This window comes from Moorena sp. SIO1G6, from assembly GCF_010672795.1.
GTDB classification, from domain to species: Bacteria; Cyanobacteriota; Cyanobacteriia; order Cyanobacteriales; family Coleofasciculaceae; genus Moorena; species Moorena producens.
The window spans coordinates 1-15,392 of the sequence record NZ_JAAHFZ010000022.1 but is presented as its reverse complement, the minus strand read 5'-3'; the positions used below and the strand labels follow the sequence as shown (position 1 = coordinate 15,392).

Annotated in this window: 14 protein-coding genes and 1 pseudogene; 10 read left to right on the top strand and 5 right to left on the bottom strand. The window is 42.3% G+C overall.

The window, feature by feature from the left end:
* Positions 1–157 precede the first annotated feature (157 nt).
* A complete protein-coding gene (locus tag F6K63_RS20685; protein WP_044493600.1) occupies positions 158–1,048 on the top strand; it encodes a WecB/TagA/CpsF family glycosyltransferase in 891 nt (296 codons plus the stop codon).
* Positions 1,049–1,461: 413 nt separating this feature from the next.
* Here F6K63_RS20685 and F6K63_RS20680 read toward each other — a convergent pair whose 3' ends face one another.
* Positions 1,462–1,659: a hypothetical protein gene (locus tag F6K63_RS20680; protein ID WP_287313033.1), complete on the bottom strand. Its 198-nt coding sequence runs from the start codon at positions 1,657–1,659 to the stop codon at positions 1,462–1,464.
* A gap of 518 nt (positions 1,660–2,177) precedes the next feature.
* Here F6K63_RS20680 and F6K63_RS20675 point away from each other — a divergent pair.
* Positions 2,178–2,909 carry a hypothetical protein gene (locus F6K63_RS20675; RefSeq protein ID WP_287247386.1) on the top strand — a complete coding sequence of 244 codons (732 nt, stop codon included), beginning with the start codon at positions 2,178–2,180 and terminating at the stop codon, positions 2,907–2,909.
* 380 nt (positions 2,910–3,289) lie between these two features.
* Positions 3,290–4,231 (top strand): glycosyltransferase family 2 protein, encoded by a 942-nt coding sequence (locus tag F6K63_RS20670; RefSeq protein ID WP_287313032.1) that lies wholly within the window; start codon positions 3,290–3,292, stop codon positions 4,229–4,231.
* Positions 4,232–4,249: 18 nt separating this feature from the next.
* On the opposite strand, the gene F6K63_RS20665 is transcribed toward F6K63_RS20670, so the two are convergent.
* From F6K63_RS20665 to F6K63_RS20650, 4 genes are all read right to left on the bottom strand, one after another.
* Entirely contained in the window at positions 4,250–4,393 is a 144-nt protein-coding gene (locus F6K63_RS20665) for a hypothetical protein (protein WP_154659833.1), read from the bottom strand.
* An 81-nt stretch (positions 4,394–4,474) separates the two neighbouring features.
* The gene (rpsU, locus tag F6K63_RS20660; protein WP_008185800.1) at positions 4,475–4,675 is read right to left on the bottom strand and encodes a 30S ribosomal protein S21; all 201 of its coding nucleotides are present in this window, start codon (positions 4,673–4,675) and stop codon (positions 4,475–4,477) included.
* A gap of 688 nt (positions 4,676–5,363) precedes the next feature.
* The gene (rbp, locus tag F6K63_RS20655) at positions 5,364–5,666 is read right to left on the bottom strand and encodes an RNA-binding regulator (protein WP_008185801.1); all 303 of its coding nucleotides are present in this window, start codon (positions 5,664–5,666) and stop codon (positions 5,364–5,366) included.
* Positions 5,667–5,871: 205 nt separating this feature from the next.
* Positions 5,872–6,171, bottom strand: coding sequence for a hypothetical protein (locus F6K63_RS20650; protein WP_287247379.1), 300 nt, complete (start codon positions 6,169–6,171; stop codon positions 5,872–5,874).
* An 833-nt stretch (positions 6,172–7,004) separates the two neighbouring features.
* Between F6K63_RS20650 and F6K63_RS20645 the strand changes: the two genes are divergently transcribed.
* From F6K63_RS20645 to F6K63_RS20620, 7 genes and pseudogenes are all read left to right on the top strand, one after another.
* Positions 7,005–7,151: a hypothetical protein gene (locus tag F6K63_RS20645; protein ID WP_287313031.1), complete on the top strand. Its 147-nt coding sequence runs from the start codon at positions 7,005–7,007 to the stop codon at positions 7,149–7,151.
* Positions 7,152–7,336: 185 nt separating this feature from the next.
* Positions 7,337–7,777 (top strand): transposase, encoded by a 441-nt coding sequence (locus F6K63_RS20640; protein WP_287247377.1) that lies wholly within the window; start codon positions 7,337–7,339, stop codon positions 7,775–7,777.
* Positions 7,750–7,915: pseudogene (locus tag F6K63_RS37350) on the top strand (IS66 family transposase); the annotation flags it as partial. The gene F6K63_RS20640 and the pseudogene F6K63_RS37350, both read left to right, overlap by 28 nt.
* Positions 7,916–8,866: 951 nt before the next feature.
* The gene (locus F6K63_RS20635) at positions 8,867–9,829 is read left to right on the top strand and encodes a glycosyltransferase family 2 protein (protein ID WP_287313030.1); all 963 of its coding nucleotides are present in this window, start codon (positions 8,867–8,869) and stop codon (positions 9,827–9,829) included.
* Between the two features lie 96 nt (positions 9,830–9,925).
* Positions 9,926–11,365, top strand: coding sequence for an oligosaccharide flippase family protein (locus F6K63_RS20630; protein WP_287313029.1), 1,440 nt, complete (start codon positions 9,926–9,928; stop codon positions 11,363–11,365).
* A gap of 402 nt (positions 11,366–11,767) precedes the next feature.
* Complete coding sequence (locus F6K63_RS20625; RefSeq protein ID WP_008185811.1) at positions 11,768–13,093, top strand: O-antigen ligase family protein; 1,326 nt, start codon at positions 11,768–11,770, stop codon at positions 13,091–13,093.
* Between the two features lie 154 nt (positions 13,094–13,247).
* Entirely contained in the window at positions 13,248–15,284 is a 2,037-nt protein-coding gene (locus F6K63_RS20620) for a GumC family protein (RefSeq protein WP_287313028.1), read from the top strand.
* Positions 15,285–15,392: the final 108 nt, after the last annotated feature.

Below are 15,392 nucleotides of genomic sequence, written 5' to 3'. Positions count from 1 at the left end.
TTCCCTATTGGCTAAAACCTTAATTTCTCGATCAGCTGCGTAAGTCCTACTTGTGATACACACACATAACTTATTCATAAGTTTGACATCGTGAAAACGCGATCGCGAACAACAGGTGGCAATACTGTAAATAATCACTAGTCTAACTATTACGGCAATGGCAATAAAAAATCAACGGAATGAATTAGATTATTTACCTGCTATTAATGTACATTTGCTAGAGCGTAGAATATCTTGTGTAACCGTCCCTAGGATTGTAGACGCCATTCATGCCGCTTGCGTTGAAGACAGAAAAATAACCGTAGCTCACTATAACGTACATAGTTTTAATTTTTCAATGCAGCTCCCATGGTTCTATGAATTTATCCAAAGTGCAGAAATCGCCCATTGTGACGGTATGGGTATATTAAAAGCCCTTCAGTTTATGGGGTACAATTTATCCCTAAAATACCGCGCATCTTACACACTATTAATGCCCAAATTACTGGATAATTTTAACCAAAATAGTTTGTCAATGTTTCTGCTGGGGTCAAAGCCTAAGCATCTAGAAACAGCCCTTAATAACCTTAGACAACAATACCCCAATATTATTGTCGATGGTCATCACGGATATTTTGATAAAGAAGACCCCAGCCAAAATGAAGAGATAATTAATAAAATTAACCAGGCAAAACCTAATATTTTATTAGTAGGCATGGGTATGCCAATTCAAGAAAAATGGATTTGGCAGCATCGTAGTCGTATTAATGTCAATGTGTTCATGCCTTGTGGTGCAGTGATCGACCGATTAGCAGGTTTGGTTCCTGACTGTCCAGAATTTATTTCCAATCTTGGTGGAGAGTGGCTTTATCGTCTATCCCGTGAACCCAAACGTCTCGCAGCTCGCTACTTACTCGGTAATCCAGCCTTTTTCTTTCAACTTGCTCTAGCTAAATTTTATGCACAACCTTTGAGAGTAGAGAAGATGGGGTACATGCTAAATGGACAAAAACACAGTTTAGACGAGCCTGTAAGCCTTCTTTCACCATTACCTCAGGGAATGAACTAGCAAAATCAGGATGTACCTGATGTGTAGCTGTTAGTCAGTTCTAGCCAGTCAACTCAGAATAACTGAGAAAATTAATTTTATTAATTTTGTCTCAGTCATGGTGCAATAACACCATGATCGTGATTCATACCAAGTGATACTAAGTTGCATTCATACTTAGCACTTTCTTCCCATCACCCCATCACTCCCATCACCCCATCACCCCATCACCTTTTGAGGAAGATACTATCTTTGATCCCAACTTAGTATCAATTGCCCATTAGCTACGGTTGACATTTACAAAGCACTTCGTATATTGCAGGTATATTTCCGTATTTTAGAGTGTCGGTTCACTGATCACTATTGACATAGGCAAAATGCTGTGAATACCCTGGCACCATCCCCCCACTAAGCCTGCGGCTAAGCTGGGGGTCTTATGTAGTGTATGGTTGTATCCCAATTGTATAGGCACCACAGAGGTAATTCACCAACCTTCCAAGATCGGGAGAAAGTTTTGGAGTTTCCACAAAGACACTGCTTTCATGATCGATAATTTTTCTGCTTGAGAGTAATAGTGTTACTTTTTCTTCACTAATGGGAATTCTGTCATTAGATAGTCTGAGATTTCTCACTTAGCCAGGGCAATGCTTTTATTGCCCGTTTTCTAATTACTGCTTAGCTATCCTTACTGGGTGCATCTCACTTTTGTAAATGTTCGTAGGGTGCGTTAGGGACGGGCGAGCCCTTATTTTATTGGTAGCCAGTGTTAGGACAATCCGTCCCGTAACGCACCACCTGGTCAAACGGCAAAAATGAGATGCACCCTCCTTACTTGAATAGGAAAATCAGAGTAGTCAGGAAAATATAAATATAGCAAGGCAAACCCAAAACTGGATTAGTTTTTTAGCAGCTTAGCTTCAAGATAGGTCAGATGGATCACACACTAGCCAAGATCATCAGTAAATCAAAATACGTATCATTTGATATCTTTGATACCGCAATTATACGCAATGTTTTAGAGCCAAGTGATGTCTTTACACTGGTTCAAAGGCAGTATGAGTATTGTCATTCCGAGTTATTACCAAATTATCCTAAGCTTAGGCAAAAAGCATAAAAAAAATCTAGGGAAAAACTCTGGAGACGAGAACAAGTGTCAGAAGTTACCTTGGATACCATATTTGAGTGTTTGGTAGAATATTTTGGAGTTAATGACCAAACGGCACAAATACTCAAAAAAATTGAAATAGAAACCGAAAGGGATGTTTGCCGACGTAATGAATTTATTTTTTCGGTCTATAACTATTGCCGAGAAAATCAAAAACAGATTATTTTCATCTCAGATATGTATCTCCTATCGGTGATTAATAAAATTCTTCATGCCGCAGGCTATGATCAGAGTGACAATCTATTTTTGTCTTCTGCTATAGGGAAAACTAAATTTACGGGAGATATTTATCCATATGTTCTTGAACAGCTAGGATGTACCCCAAATGATATCCTTCACATTGGTGATGTTTTGAATGCCAAAGCAAATGGCTTATTAAGTTATTTTTATGAAAATCAAAGAGAGAGAGCTATTAATAATTATTGGTTTCAAAAGGAAAAATTTCATCAGCTTATAACAAAAAAATATATCGATAGTTCATTTTACCTAGCAACCCTTATCAATCAGTATTATAGCAGAAGTCAAAAGTCAGAAGTCAGAAGTCAGAAGTCAAACTCTTGCGCTTACTTAGGTTTGAGACTTTTGTCATGTCCTAACTGCCCTGGCGACTGCTATATTGTGACCCTCAGGATAATCAAACGGGTGCATCTCATATTTGTAAACAAGCAGGGGCGGGGGCGCGGGGAGTCTGGAGATTTTATTATAATTTTTGGCTAATTGCAAAAGTGAGATGCACTCAATCAAACTAGCTGCGAGGAGTAATTTTGCTATAACTTCGGGTTTAATAATTTTGGGATCCTTTTTTTTTGTTTCATGAATTGACTGATATCCCCCTACTAGTATTGAGATTTTATAAATTATTCAGTTAATTCAAATAATCTTATTGGCGTAGGGGCTATATAAAGAGGTTGTTAGCTAATATTTATTCCTTTGAGTACTTACAAATTTGAGTTGGTTTTGGTCCCCTAATTACCCAAGGGTAGCCATGCTTAATCAGTCCCTAAAACTGGTTATTTTTTCAAAAAAATATTGCCAATCATTAGGATTTATAATCAGCAGAAATTTTTCATTTTACATATCATCAGGAGGATATAACCTTGAAACCCTTAGTTAGTGTCGTAATACCTACCTATCGCAGACCAAAGTTAGTTAAACGAGCTGTTCAAAGCGCTCTAGCTCAAACCCTTAGTCAAATCGAAGTCATTGTTGTCATAGATGGTCCGAATGAGGCTACTTGTGCCTCACTCGCAGAAGTGGATGACTCCCGGCTAAGGGTGATTGAACTGCCCACCAATCAAGGTTGCACTGCCGCTCGTAGGGCGGGGATTGCTGCAGCTCAAGCCCCATGGATTGCTCATCTAGATGATGATGACGAATGGATGCCCCAAAAACTTGAACTGCAACTGGAAGCGGCTAATCGTTCCCAATACAAATACCCCATTGTTACCTGTTACCTAATTGCTCGGACTCCCCAAAACGATTCCATTTGGCCGAGAAGAATTCCCTCTAAATCAGAAGAACTGAGTGAATATCTGTTTGTTCGCAATACCTTCTTCCAGGGAGAAGGACTAATTCAAGCTTCAACTATTCTTACATCCAAAGAGTTATTGCAAAAAATCCCCCCCGGAAGCAGCGGTAAAATTCACGAAGATTGGGGCTGGGTGTTACGGGCGACTACTTTGGAAGAGGTAGGAATTGAGTTTGTGACTGAACCATTGTCAGTGTGGTATTTAGGAGAAAACCATCCTAGTATTAGTAGCACTACTAAATGGCGGACTTCATTAAACTGGATTCAAAATTTACAAGAGTTAGTTACACCCCGTGCTTACGCATCCTTTATCTTGACACAGGTAAGTTCAAGAGCTGCCTTCGCTGGTGAGTGGAAGGCATTTTTTCCCCTTCTCTGGGAAGCCATTTGCCATGGCAAACCCCTACCTATGGATATAATTTTGTACTTCGGTATGTGGCTAATCTCTCCCAAGACTCGACGCTGGTTGCGGAATTTACTGACTAAGAATCCTCAGCCATTAACAACTTGAGCAAAACATCAGGTTATATCAAGTCCGTTTTTGTCGTTTGTCATATTTAGTGTTCATAATGTAGTGTTCATAATCCAAGGTTGTTTTGGGTAATGGGTCACGGAAATAGGCAACGGGTAATCGGTAATGGTACAGGAGTAATCGCAATTGCCAATTACCCATTACCTCTTACCTATTACCCACGCCTTACAATAACGATGCTACCGGAGTGGATCTAAAAAATTAATCTAGCAATCTACCCTGCTAGAACCGTCTTCTACGGTTTCGGAGTCTTCGACGTTCCCGATGTCTCGCAATTTCTTTACGTTTGCGTTTTTGTGCAAATGTCTCAAAATGACGATTCTTTTTCATATCGGCAAAGATGCCAGCTTGGGAGACTTTTCGCTTAAATCGACGTAGGGCTGACTCTAACTGCTCATTTTCACCAACCACCACTTGGGTCATTCAATGTCCTCCTGTTTTGATCGCTTCCGTGGTCGAATAACAAGTCATCATTCATCCCATAAGTACAGGACAGGGCAAACCTCTGATTGACTGAGAAAACTCCTACAACTGACGGAAGGTGTTGGCATCTGGCCAGTTTTTAAAACGAATGGCTTATATCTCAAGTCCGTTGAAAATCATAATCTTGCACCTGGATAGCCTGCACTCGTCTATGGCAAAGAAATCCGAATTAAGCCTGCCAAAAGCAGGCTCTCAAATCCTTATTTTTTCCTTACTCCTTGTCAAGTGGACTGTGATGGTGTACCTCCACGCTTCAGCCTGGAGAGTTTGCTACAATATCTCCCTTAAAACTGACTTTAGCTATGAGCCGTGGAATTAATGATATTGTTGGTTAACTCACACACTACAACTAGTGTGATTCTCGATCTGAACACTGCCTATTTGGGTTTTCCTACTTTAGGTCTTAAACGTTCATACTTGTCTGAATCAAAAAGTTTAAGATGCCTTCAATCGACTGATAGACAGCAATCCTACCCACACTAGTATCTTCCAACTAGAGTTCGAGTTTGCTTTACCCTACCAGGATTACTCCCTAAATTCTGACGCGCAGGGTAGAACTAGACAGGGGTAAAACCCCTGCCCTGGGCTCAGACCTGAGAATTGGGTTTTGATTTAGATCAAAGCGAGCTTAGTAGCGACGAGCGCCGAAGTTATCACCTTTGCGACCGCCCCCAAATGAGTTTCTTTTTTCCCGAGGCTTGGCTTTATTGACTTTGAGCTCGCGCCCCATCCATTCAGCTCGATCAAGCTCTTCAATGGCCTTCGCTTCTTCCTCCTCTGTGTTCATTTCCACAAAAGCAAAGCCCCTTAAGCGACCTGTTTCGCGATCGGTGGGCATGTGAATTCGCTTGATTTCGCCATATTCTTCAAACACAGATTTCAGATCCTCTTCTGTCACCTCACGTGCAAGGTTACCAACATAGACAGACATACAATATCTCCAAAATTTGATTTATGTAGAGATAGAAATTTCGGAGGCATGCTTAGCAATATGAAACAGAAGAAACCTGTCAACACTGAAAACAAAAACTGCAACCGATACCTATACTCGCTTTTTATGATAACATAGACATTAACGTGACTAACCTCCTACTTGGGTTGTGCAATTAAGTTGTGCAATTAAGCTGTTGTGGATTTTAATTGCATAGTTGCCAGTTTTGAAAAAACTTTTCATACCCACTCCTCATCTCTCCCTCTCCCCTCACAGCGGTTTCATTATAGCCGCAAATCTCGATAAACCAGGGCAGGTGACCGAATTTGGGACTGAGCTTTTGACGGACGCTATCAGCGTGTCGCTTATCAGCCCATTTGGTGATCACCTTTTGCTGATCAGTAGTCGGACCAAAGTTTTTATCGCTATGTAAATTTTTGTAAATTTTTATGGGATCTGCTTGGAGTAAGGATGGCAAATTTTTTAACTTTTCTTCATGTAGCACCGTTTATTTTTGAAAGAACTTCAATTTGTAATACATTAAGTAATACAGCGGTTGGCCATTGGGTGAGGTACAAATTCTTGGGTTTTAGGGAACTTCGGATCAGGGAACAGGGAAAAAATCCTGAGGTGCGACCCGAAGGCGCGACCCAAGGCCGGGTAACCCGGCCTTGGAGGCGCGCAGCTAATGGGAATTTAATAATTAGATGCGGAAAGCGCACCTATGTACCTTATAGTTATGAAAAACGCTGTATATAAAAACCTCATCCTGAGTGATCATCCCAACTAGAAATACTTAGAATTATTTAACAATTTGCGATTAGCCCTTCGGGCGATAAGGTCAACCCCATTGCAAAATCCTCAAAATTCGTAATCTTTTAGAACTACACAATGTAGTGAGTAATTTTTGTGACAAGATGCTCACAAGTGACCCAAACAGAACCCAAACCACTCGCTATTGCATCAAAACGGGGTAATAAACTTGAATGTTTCTCATAACTGAAGTCACACCGTTCATTTGTACTACTTTCAGCCTCAAACTCTCTTACTGTAAACGATGTAGCGATTGAGTTTCCCAAATATGTACCCATGTAGGTTTTGGCTTGATGCTTGCAATCATGGTACTATGCACAAAAATAGCATTCGCTTCAAATCCTTTCAAATGCTTTTCAGGAGTCGCTTCTAAATGTACCCAGTAGCGGTAGCTTAAAAATGGCTGGAAACCTCTCTAGGCAAGGGTTTTTATGAAATCGCTAAGGGTAACTTCAGTCGTAACCGTCCCAGCCTCCAACGAAGAAATGTGGGTTTCAGTGGCGATTCTGTGGTAAGATTGGGTTTATGAGTGTAGAGATTAACATCCCAGGGATTCAAATTCCTTTGGGAGATTGGGATGCCACCCCAGGGAGTGTAAAAGCGGTGGTAACAGTTTTGAGTGAGCGTTTGGCCTATATAGAAGAGCAACTCAAGCAAAATTCACAAAATTGATCTCGTCCCCCCTCAAGTGACGGTTTTGGTCAGCAAGATTTGTCAAACCCCCAGACTCTCAACAAGAAAAAGACAAAGAAAAAGAAAAAGTCTAGCAGTGATGGCTGATCCGAGAAAACACCACAGCTCTATCCGCTCGAAGCCTGTAGCGAAGTCCATTCCCATGTACCAGATATTGGTCAGCATTGTGGAGAGCAGTTGAGGGGCAACGACCAGCGCACCCTTATCGTGATCAAATCGTTGATATTCCGCCGCTATCGGCCAAGGGAATTGAACATCAACTGCATCAGTTGGAATGCACTTGCTGCGGCAGGAAGAACCGTGCACCACTCCCTGCCGAGGTACCATCATTAGGCTTAGGAGACCGATTAGCGGCAGTGGTTGCAAGGTTTAGTGTAGAACATCGCCAAAGTCACCGGATGGTGAAGTCCTTACTTGCTACAAAGTTTAGTGTTCAGCTTTCCCGTGGGAGCATCAATCGTCTTCGTCACCAGGTGAGTGAGGCGGTCGCAGCTCCAGTGGAACAAGCTCAGCAGTATGTTCAAGGCCAGGGGTTTGTTCATAGTGATGAAACCAGCTTTAGCCAAGGCAATGGTGATGGACTTTTGTATATGTTCCAGGGGTAGAGCCCACGAATAATGCCGCAGAACGTGCCCTACGCACTGCCGTGATTTGGCGGCGAACCAGCTTTGGTTCCCAATCTCAAGCCGGCAGTGAATTCGCGCACGAGAATTTTGACTGTGGTGACATCCCTCAAAGCACAGCACCAAAAAGGGATTAGGGTTATCGGCTCCATCCCTATTACCACAAACTCTGATCAACACTCAAATACCTATGGTGGCGTAAGGCCATGGGACGGTTACCTTCAGTCATAAGTATGAGTAAGGCTATATAGCGTTGATCGCAGTTATGAGGTACAGTCTTTTTTGACGTTGATTCCCTGTTTTGATGCAGCGCATTCCTCTTCCCTCTTCTGATTTCCCAGATCCGCTGTTCCGGTGATCCGCTGTTCCCTAAAATCCCGAAATTTTGTACCTCATAGCTATGATAATTGCTATATACCGCAATTATACGTAATTTTTACGGGTTTTTACCTAATGAAAAAATGTAGAAAAATAGTAAATATATCGAAAAATAATCTAAAGTATTCACACTATAATTAAATCAGACAAATTGATGAATATAAGTAGGTTTCAAAAAAATAGCTATTTTTGAATTAAAGCTAATTAAAGTCAGCAAATTATTTTTGCATAAAGTAAGATCTACTTAGATTTAGCACATGTTTATAGATGAATGAATGAGCAGATATAGATCAGACCTCGCAGCATTAGTATTGTCTTGATGCAAAGCAGGGTAAAGGCATCTTGTCAATACACTGGGGATAGTTCTCAATAAACCCAGCCTTATTGTGCTTGTTGACAAGGGATTTTCCACATATAGTGTTTATTTAATTACAAAAACATTATATATAGGAATCAGCAAATTAGATACGTTTACCCTGTGATTCAAAGCACGAGTGGGGAGGGGCTGCGTGGCTCGATAGTGGTACACAAGTAGTGATTTTAGCACCGGAAATCATGACCAGACCTTAGCCAAATCACTACATCTTTTGAACTTCAATAATATTCTTCACCCGATGACCCCATCATTTCATCATCATCTGTATTATCTGTAGTCTGAATAAGTGAAATAGATATTAGAGATAGGAGTTTTGAATGATTACTTCACCAAAAGTCAGTGTTGTCGTTCCTGCTTATAACGTTCGCTCCTACATTTGGGAAGCGCTAGTCTCTCTTGAGGGTCAGTCTTGTCGAGAATTTGAAGTCCTCATTGTTGACGACGGCTCTACTGATGATACCGCTGAACTGGTTAAACCGTTTTGTCGGCGGGATTCACGCTTTCAGTTATTGCAGAAGTCCAATGGAGGACTCTCATCGGCTCGTAACTATGGCATCCGTCATGCTCGTGGTAGCTACATCGCTCTACTTGATGCAGATGATGTCTACAAGCCGGACAAACTAGCTAACCATGTGGCTGTACTGGATCGTGAACCAGAGGTAGGGGTTGTCTACAGTGCCTCACAAGCAATCCGTGATGATGGAAGTCCCACGATCATGCGTCTGAGTGGTAAGCCAGTTATGTCTGACCCACTCCTAGCGCTACTGTGCAAGAATTTCATTGGTCATGGTTCTAATGGTGTATTCCGAAGCTGTCTAGTGAATGAAGTCGGGGAATTTGACGAAGGGTTACGCAGTTCAGAAGATATAGATTTCTGGTTAAGAATTGCCGCTACGGGACGCTGGCGTTTTCATCGGGAGCCAAAAGTCCTGTGTTGCTACCGAGTTCGTCCTTCTGGACTCTCTTTTAACATAACACAAATGCAGCATTCTCATGAACAGGTACTTAAATCAGCTTATCAACGCTCTCCAGAATTGGTAGAGACAGTATTGCCGACGGCTTACGCCTATATGTATCGCTACCTAGCTCGATTATCCCTAACTGCTGGTGATGCAGCTAAAGCTGTTCACTTTATCAACCAAGCGTTAGCTGCCAATAGCTCAATCTTCTATCGGGATCCGCGATCGCTTCTGACGCTCGTAGCTGTACGTCTGGCACCACTAGCCAAGCTGGTGATTAAGCGATCGCTTGGCTCCGTAGAATACAGAGCAAACAACTAAAAATTTTGTATTAGTCATCAGTCATTGGTCATTGGCCTTTGACGTGCAAGCCTTTTACATGCAAGCCTTTTGTCCCTTCCAAACCTTGCTAACCTAATGAAACTCAGCTCGTTACTCACAAGTGGGTTCTGGACAACATACGGAGCCCTCGGGACACGTCTGCTGGTATTGCTAAGTAACCTGATACTAGCAAGGTTGCTGTTGCCATCTGAATTTGGGGTGATTAGCGTTGCCTATATTTTTTGGTCTTTCCTGAATTTGTTCACCCAAGGCACCATCAACTCTTTTATTGTCTACAAGGGCATTGAAGACCAGCGTTATTTAAATACAACATACACAATTGCTATTGCCAGGGGATTGATGTTGGCAGTGGCAATGGTGGCGATATCTCCCCTAGCGGCTAACTTTTTCGGTGTACCAGACCTGGTATGGATTCTGATCGTGTTCGCCTTTAATCTGGTGGTGGCTTCTATCCAGTCTGTTTATCAGGGAGTACTCACTAGACAGATGAGGTATCGGGAAATAGCCCATGCGACCATAATCGCCTCGTTAGTGCGAGTAGTCTCTACCACTGGTTGCGCCTTTATCGGTTTGAGCTACTGGTCATTTGTAGTGGGAGATGCGGCTTTTTGGTTTATAGAGTATTGGATTAGTCGTCGTCATGTAGAACACAAATTCCGCTTACAGATTGATCCACAGGCTAGCTCAGAAGTCTTGTCGTTCTGTTTTGGTGCCACTGGCTCCAGTTTGGGGTTTTATGTAAATGCCAATGGTGACAACTTTGTCATTGGTAAACTGCTGGGTAATACTAATTTGGGATACTACAACTTTGCTTACCAATTGACCCAGACAATTAACACTGTAATGGGTGAGGTGATTAATCAGGTAGGAATGTCTTCATTCGCCCAGTTAGAGAATGACGAACAGCAGCAAAGTGTTCTAGTCACAATGGTTGAACAAATGGCTTTCCTGGGGGCTCCTCTATACGCCTTATTTTTTTTAGTGGTAGACGATCAGCTCATCTCTATGATATTTGGCCAGAAGTGGGTGCCAGCCTGCCAGGTGATTCCTTGGTTACTTGTGTTTGCTTACTTTAGGCTGATCAATAATTCACTGATTAATATGCTTGCAGCAAAAGGCAGAACTGGGATTAACGCCAAGGTTAACCTTATGATTGCTCCGGTCGCTTTCTTGAGCTTTATCATTGGTGCTGAGCAAACAGGACTAATTGGGGTGGGAATTGCAGTTGCTTTCGTGCTAGGAATTGTCTGGACAGTCTACTGGTGGTGGGTAGGTTGCCGAGCACTAGGTTGGCCATTGATGAAGTTTTTACTTCCGTGCTTTAAAGCTGCTCTGATTGTACTGTTAGCCATTGTCAGTTGTCTAGGTTTACCAACAATCCTGAAGCCCTTCCTATTTATGAGTCTCTATATCGTCTGTATGCGCCTGATCGCTGCCAAACAATTTTTGAGTTACCAGTCTCTACTAGGGAAATTGGCTAATCAGCTGACAAAGTTAGGTAAAAGTCAGTTATAAGCTAATAAATTCAGTAAATTTACTGAATGTTAGGTTAACCGAATTCACTGTTTAATCCGTAATTTTTCTAATCTAAATTAAGGCATTAAATAGGCACAATGTTATTGTAGCTGCTCATATATAGCAGTTATCACTTGAGTAATGGAAAAAGTCATGGATTGTAGGGAGTAGGAATCCCCTCTTCCTTAATCAGGGGGGAAGAAAATTGACTGTACCTCATAAGTATGATAAACGCGATCAAACAATACTGTTATGGAAACGGCAAAACCTTGGGAATATCAATAAAAATAAAAAATGACAAATAACAACCAAAATAACACTATAAACGAACGAAGCTAGTAGATTTGAATCACTCTCATCTAATGAACGTGCTCTAAAACATCAAAGTATGGACTGTTAACTATGACCTCTAGCATACCAGATTTCCACACTAGAAACTTTAAACTGGGTGCCATGTCATTTCCAGAAAAAGTTATTTACTGGGTGATTGTGCTAACACCGCTCTGGTGGTTGTTGGGAATACAAACACTCTTCTACCCAGCGGTAGTTGTTGGTTTCTTAGGAGTCAACTTTGACATTGACAAACTCACTAGAAGATCGATACCCGCCTGTATCTGGGCTTGGTTAGGTATGGCTCTAGTCATGGTCTGGACTGCTACGTTTGGTCTCAATGACGTCGGGTTTGCCTTGCAGAAAATTGCTGCTACGTTCGTAACTTTTTTCAAGAGCTACTGTTTAATTTTTGCCGCACTGCTCCTACCATTTTGGCATGCCATCAGGGTTAAGGTGGTGACCCGTGCTGTAGCTTGGATGGCAACAGGATATTTAGTGACTATCGCCATTGAGATGCTCATGCTGGTAGTGGGATTAGGCAAAGAACCTTTTCTACCGCCCTTAGCCCGTCTAATTCCGGGAGGTGCTTTGAGTTTGCAAGTTACATTTGCTGACTTACAACCTTTTTTTGGTATCCCTTTACCCAGGACAGTTCTTTACACCCCCGACCCCCCCATTGTAGGGGTGTGTTCCATTCTAAGTTTTTTCATCTGCTTGGGTGAAGAAAACCGCCGCTTACGTCAAATATCCGTAGCGGGTTGTTTAACCGCTCTGCTAATTAGTTTTAGTCGTTTATCCTGGGTTTCCTTTGTGATGGCATTGGTGATTACAGCTTGTTTCCGCAGCAGTTTGGCTCGTCAAGGTTCTTTATGGATTGGTTCATTAAGCTCATTACTTTGTGCTCTTTTGGGAGGTCTGACCTTCAGTGATTTAGTGAAAAAGCCCCTAGAAATCTTCAATAGTGCTCGTGCCGAATCCTCTAAAGACCGGGAACTGGTGGTTACTAAAACCCTTGAGGCTTGGCAAGAACGCCCTTTGATGGGATGGGGAATTATACAAGGCTCCGTCAAATGGTTTATCTACGACATTGCTTTGGGTTCCTTTTCAACCTACGCCTCAGTTCTTTATTTGCACGGCATCATTGGCTTTATCTTTTTTATAGGTGCCCTAGGTTCAACCCTTTGGAGTACTTGGATTCCAGCGATTCGTGGTAACTATCATTGCCAGTGGGCATTTGCCAGTCTGGTGGCTTTGTATATGCTTCTCAACGGAACACCCTTGAGCTGGATGGCAGTGTATTTGTGGTATTTTTGGGTCTGGTTAGGGGCAATTCTTGCCGAAATACAGCGAAATGAGCAGTTTGTCTCTCGATGGGAGCAGTTATCTAGAACTTGAAAATGTTTGATTGAAAATTAAAAATCAAAAAAATAGACTTTTATTTATTTTTTGAAAATTAGTTATTAGTTCTTATTTATGAAAATTGCTATTGATTAAATTAATCATTATATAAATTAAAAATTGACACAAGATTGTATTAGGAATATATCTTATGAAAAAAGTAGTTGCGATCCTGAATAGACATTGGATACTTTTATTAGTTTTTAATTCTTTGGTGCTTGCAGCTAGCTTTGGAGCCTTTTCTTTATTAAAGCCTTTTTGGATTGCTAAAGCACAGCTAATTCTACCGGAAACAGGCAAGTTACAAGCTAGTTTAGGAACCCTTGGGTCATTAACTAAGGGGGATTCTGAATTGTCAGCGAAGAGTCATCCTCTGAATATGCAGGCATCTATTCTCAAAAGTGATGCTTTGATGAGGCGCTTGTTGGAGTCTGACCCAGAGAAAACGGATTTTCAAAGGTTAGTTCAATACAAGCAGTTGTTCGCGGTATCTCCTCACCAGGAATCGACGACCATCTGGTTGAATGCGACTGGGGCTAGTCCAGAATTAGCAAGAGATCGAGTCAGGGCACTGATCAGTGCGTATCAGGAGCGCCTGAATGAACTGCGTCAAGCAGATGGTACCACTAGGGTTGAGTTTAATAAGAAAGCGCTCGACCGAGCTAAGCAAAAATTGGATCAGTCTCAGGAGGCATTAGCAAAGTTTCAGGAATCCTCTGGTTTAGTGAATAGCGAAGCCCAAACTGAAGGACTGGTGAGGGCAATTACTGATCTGAGTATTAGCCAAGCTCAGGCTCAAGCTGAAGCTCAAGCTAGTCAACATCAGCTTCAAATCCTATCGACTCGTTTGGGTCTTACTCCTAAGCAAGCAATCCGCTCTCTAGGTCTAGCAGAAAACCGGGATTACCAGTTTGTGCGGCAGCAGTTGACTGAACTGGAAGCGACTTTGGTCAAAGCTCAAGCTACTTATACTTATGCTCATCCTGAGATCCAAAATCTGCTGCTACAACGTGAGCAGTTGCAGCAGCAGATTCAACAGTACATCTTTCTAGCAGCTGGTGATACGTTAGTAGACCCGACGCTAACTGATAGTGCTCAAGGAAGAGCAATGTTAATCCAGCAACTGATTCTGGCGGAAAGTGCTGCTAGTGGTCAACAACAACAAGCGGAGCAATTACAGCAGCAGATTGACCAGATGAAAAATACTTTAACGGTGATTCCTGTCCATCAGTCTAGGCTGCTGGAACTAACGCGACAGTACGATGTGGCTGCGGGAGTCTATAACGGTTTAGTTGCTCAAATGGAGCAAGTCAATCTTGATGCGTTTAGTGCTTATCCCAATGTACAGGTGCTTGACCCTCCCACTGTTGACGAGAAGCCTGCTGGTCCGAAGAAGTTGTTAATCATAGCTAATGGTTTTCTGGCATCGGCAGTGGGTAGTATAGCGCTGGTATTGCTTCTAGAACGGCGCAACCCACTGCTGAGTCCCAAAGACCTACAGGCAATCAAGTTCCCGATGGTGGTCAATATCCCTCATCTGAGGCACGCTGGTATGGGATTAGAGCTGGGTACAGAAACGGATGTAGAGTTTCAGCGACTAGCATCGGTGATTAGCTTACGCTCTGGGGAGGACCGTCGCATCTTGATTACTAGCGCGATGGTCTCAGAAGGCAAAACTACTGTCACTCTGGGATTGGCGACAGCTCTGGTAGATTTAGGGTTTCGGGTCTTGGTAGTGGATGGAGATTTCCGACAGGCAACCCTTTCTCAGCGCTTGGGTCATCACCATGACCCCCTCAAACCCGGACAGCCGGTGAAGATCCAACCGAGTCTTGACTTACTGCCTACCTCCCACAAAAAAGGCAAAATTGTGGAGCTGGTGACCCAGGGTAAATTTGAGCAGAGCCTAGCTACTGCGGAGGAATCGGGTGACTATGACTATGTTTTGATTGACAGTGCTCCAGTCAGTATGACCAGTGAAACTGCCCTGATGGCTGCTGTCATCGGTAATTTGTTGTTTGTTGTTCGACCTGAGATTAGTAAGCGTGACTTTGTCAGTGACAGCTTGGAACAACTGGCTCAGCACAATGCTCAACTGTTGGGTTTGGTGGTGAATGGGGTAGAAACTAAGTCCAAACCCTACTTATACAGATCTAGTGATAGTTTAGTAGACCTCTTGCAAAAGTAGCGATCGCTAAATTTTTTCTTTGTCCTTCGGACAGGCTTCGCCAACAAACAAAGTTCGTAGTTGTATATAGCAGCAATTAAATTAAAGCGCAAACCAAATCTTTTTCTT

Coding starts and splice junctions, on each gene's coding strand:
- F6K63_RS20685 (WP_044493600.1), top strand. CDS start 158: ATGGCAATAAAAAATCAACGGAATGAATTAGATTATTTACCTGCTATT.
- F6K63_RS20665 (WP_154659833.1), bottom strand. CDS start 4,393: ATGGGTAATTGGCAATTGCGATTACTCCTGTACCATTACCGATTACCC.
- rpsU (WP_008185800.1), bottom strand. CDS start 4,675: ATGACCCAAGTGGTGGTTGGTGAAAATGAGCAGTTAGAGTCAGCCCTA.
- rbp (WP_008185801.1), bottom strand. CDS start 5,666: ATGTCTGTCTATGTTGGTAACCTTGCACGTGAGGTGACAGAAGAGGAT.
- F6K63_RS20645 (WP_287313031.1), top strand. CDS start 7,005: ATGAGTGTAGAGATTAACATCCCAGGGATTCAAATTCCTTTGGGAGAT.
- F6K63_RS20635 (WP_287313030.1), top strand. CDS start 8,867: ATGATTACTTCACCAAAAGTCAGTGTTGTCGTTCCTGCTTATAACGTT.
- F6K63_RS20630 (WP_287313029.1), top strand. CDS start 9,926: ATGAAACTCAGCTCGTTACTCACAAGTGGGTTCTGGACAACATACGGA.
- F6K63_RS20625 (WP_008185811.1), top strand. CDS start 11,768: ATGACCTCTAGCATACCAGATTTCCACACTAGAAACTTTAAACTGGGT.
- F6K63_RS20620 (WP_287313028.1), top strand. CDS start 13,248: ATGAAAAAAGTAGTTGCGATCCTGAATAGACATTGGATACTTTTATTA.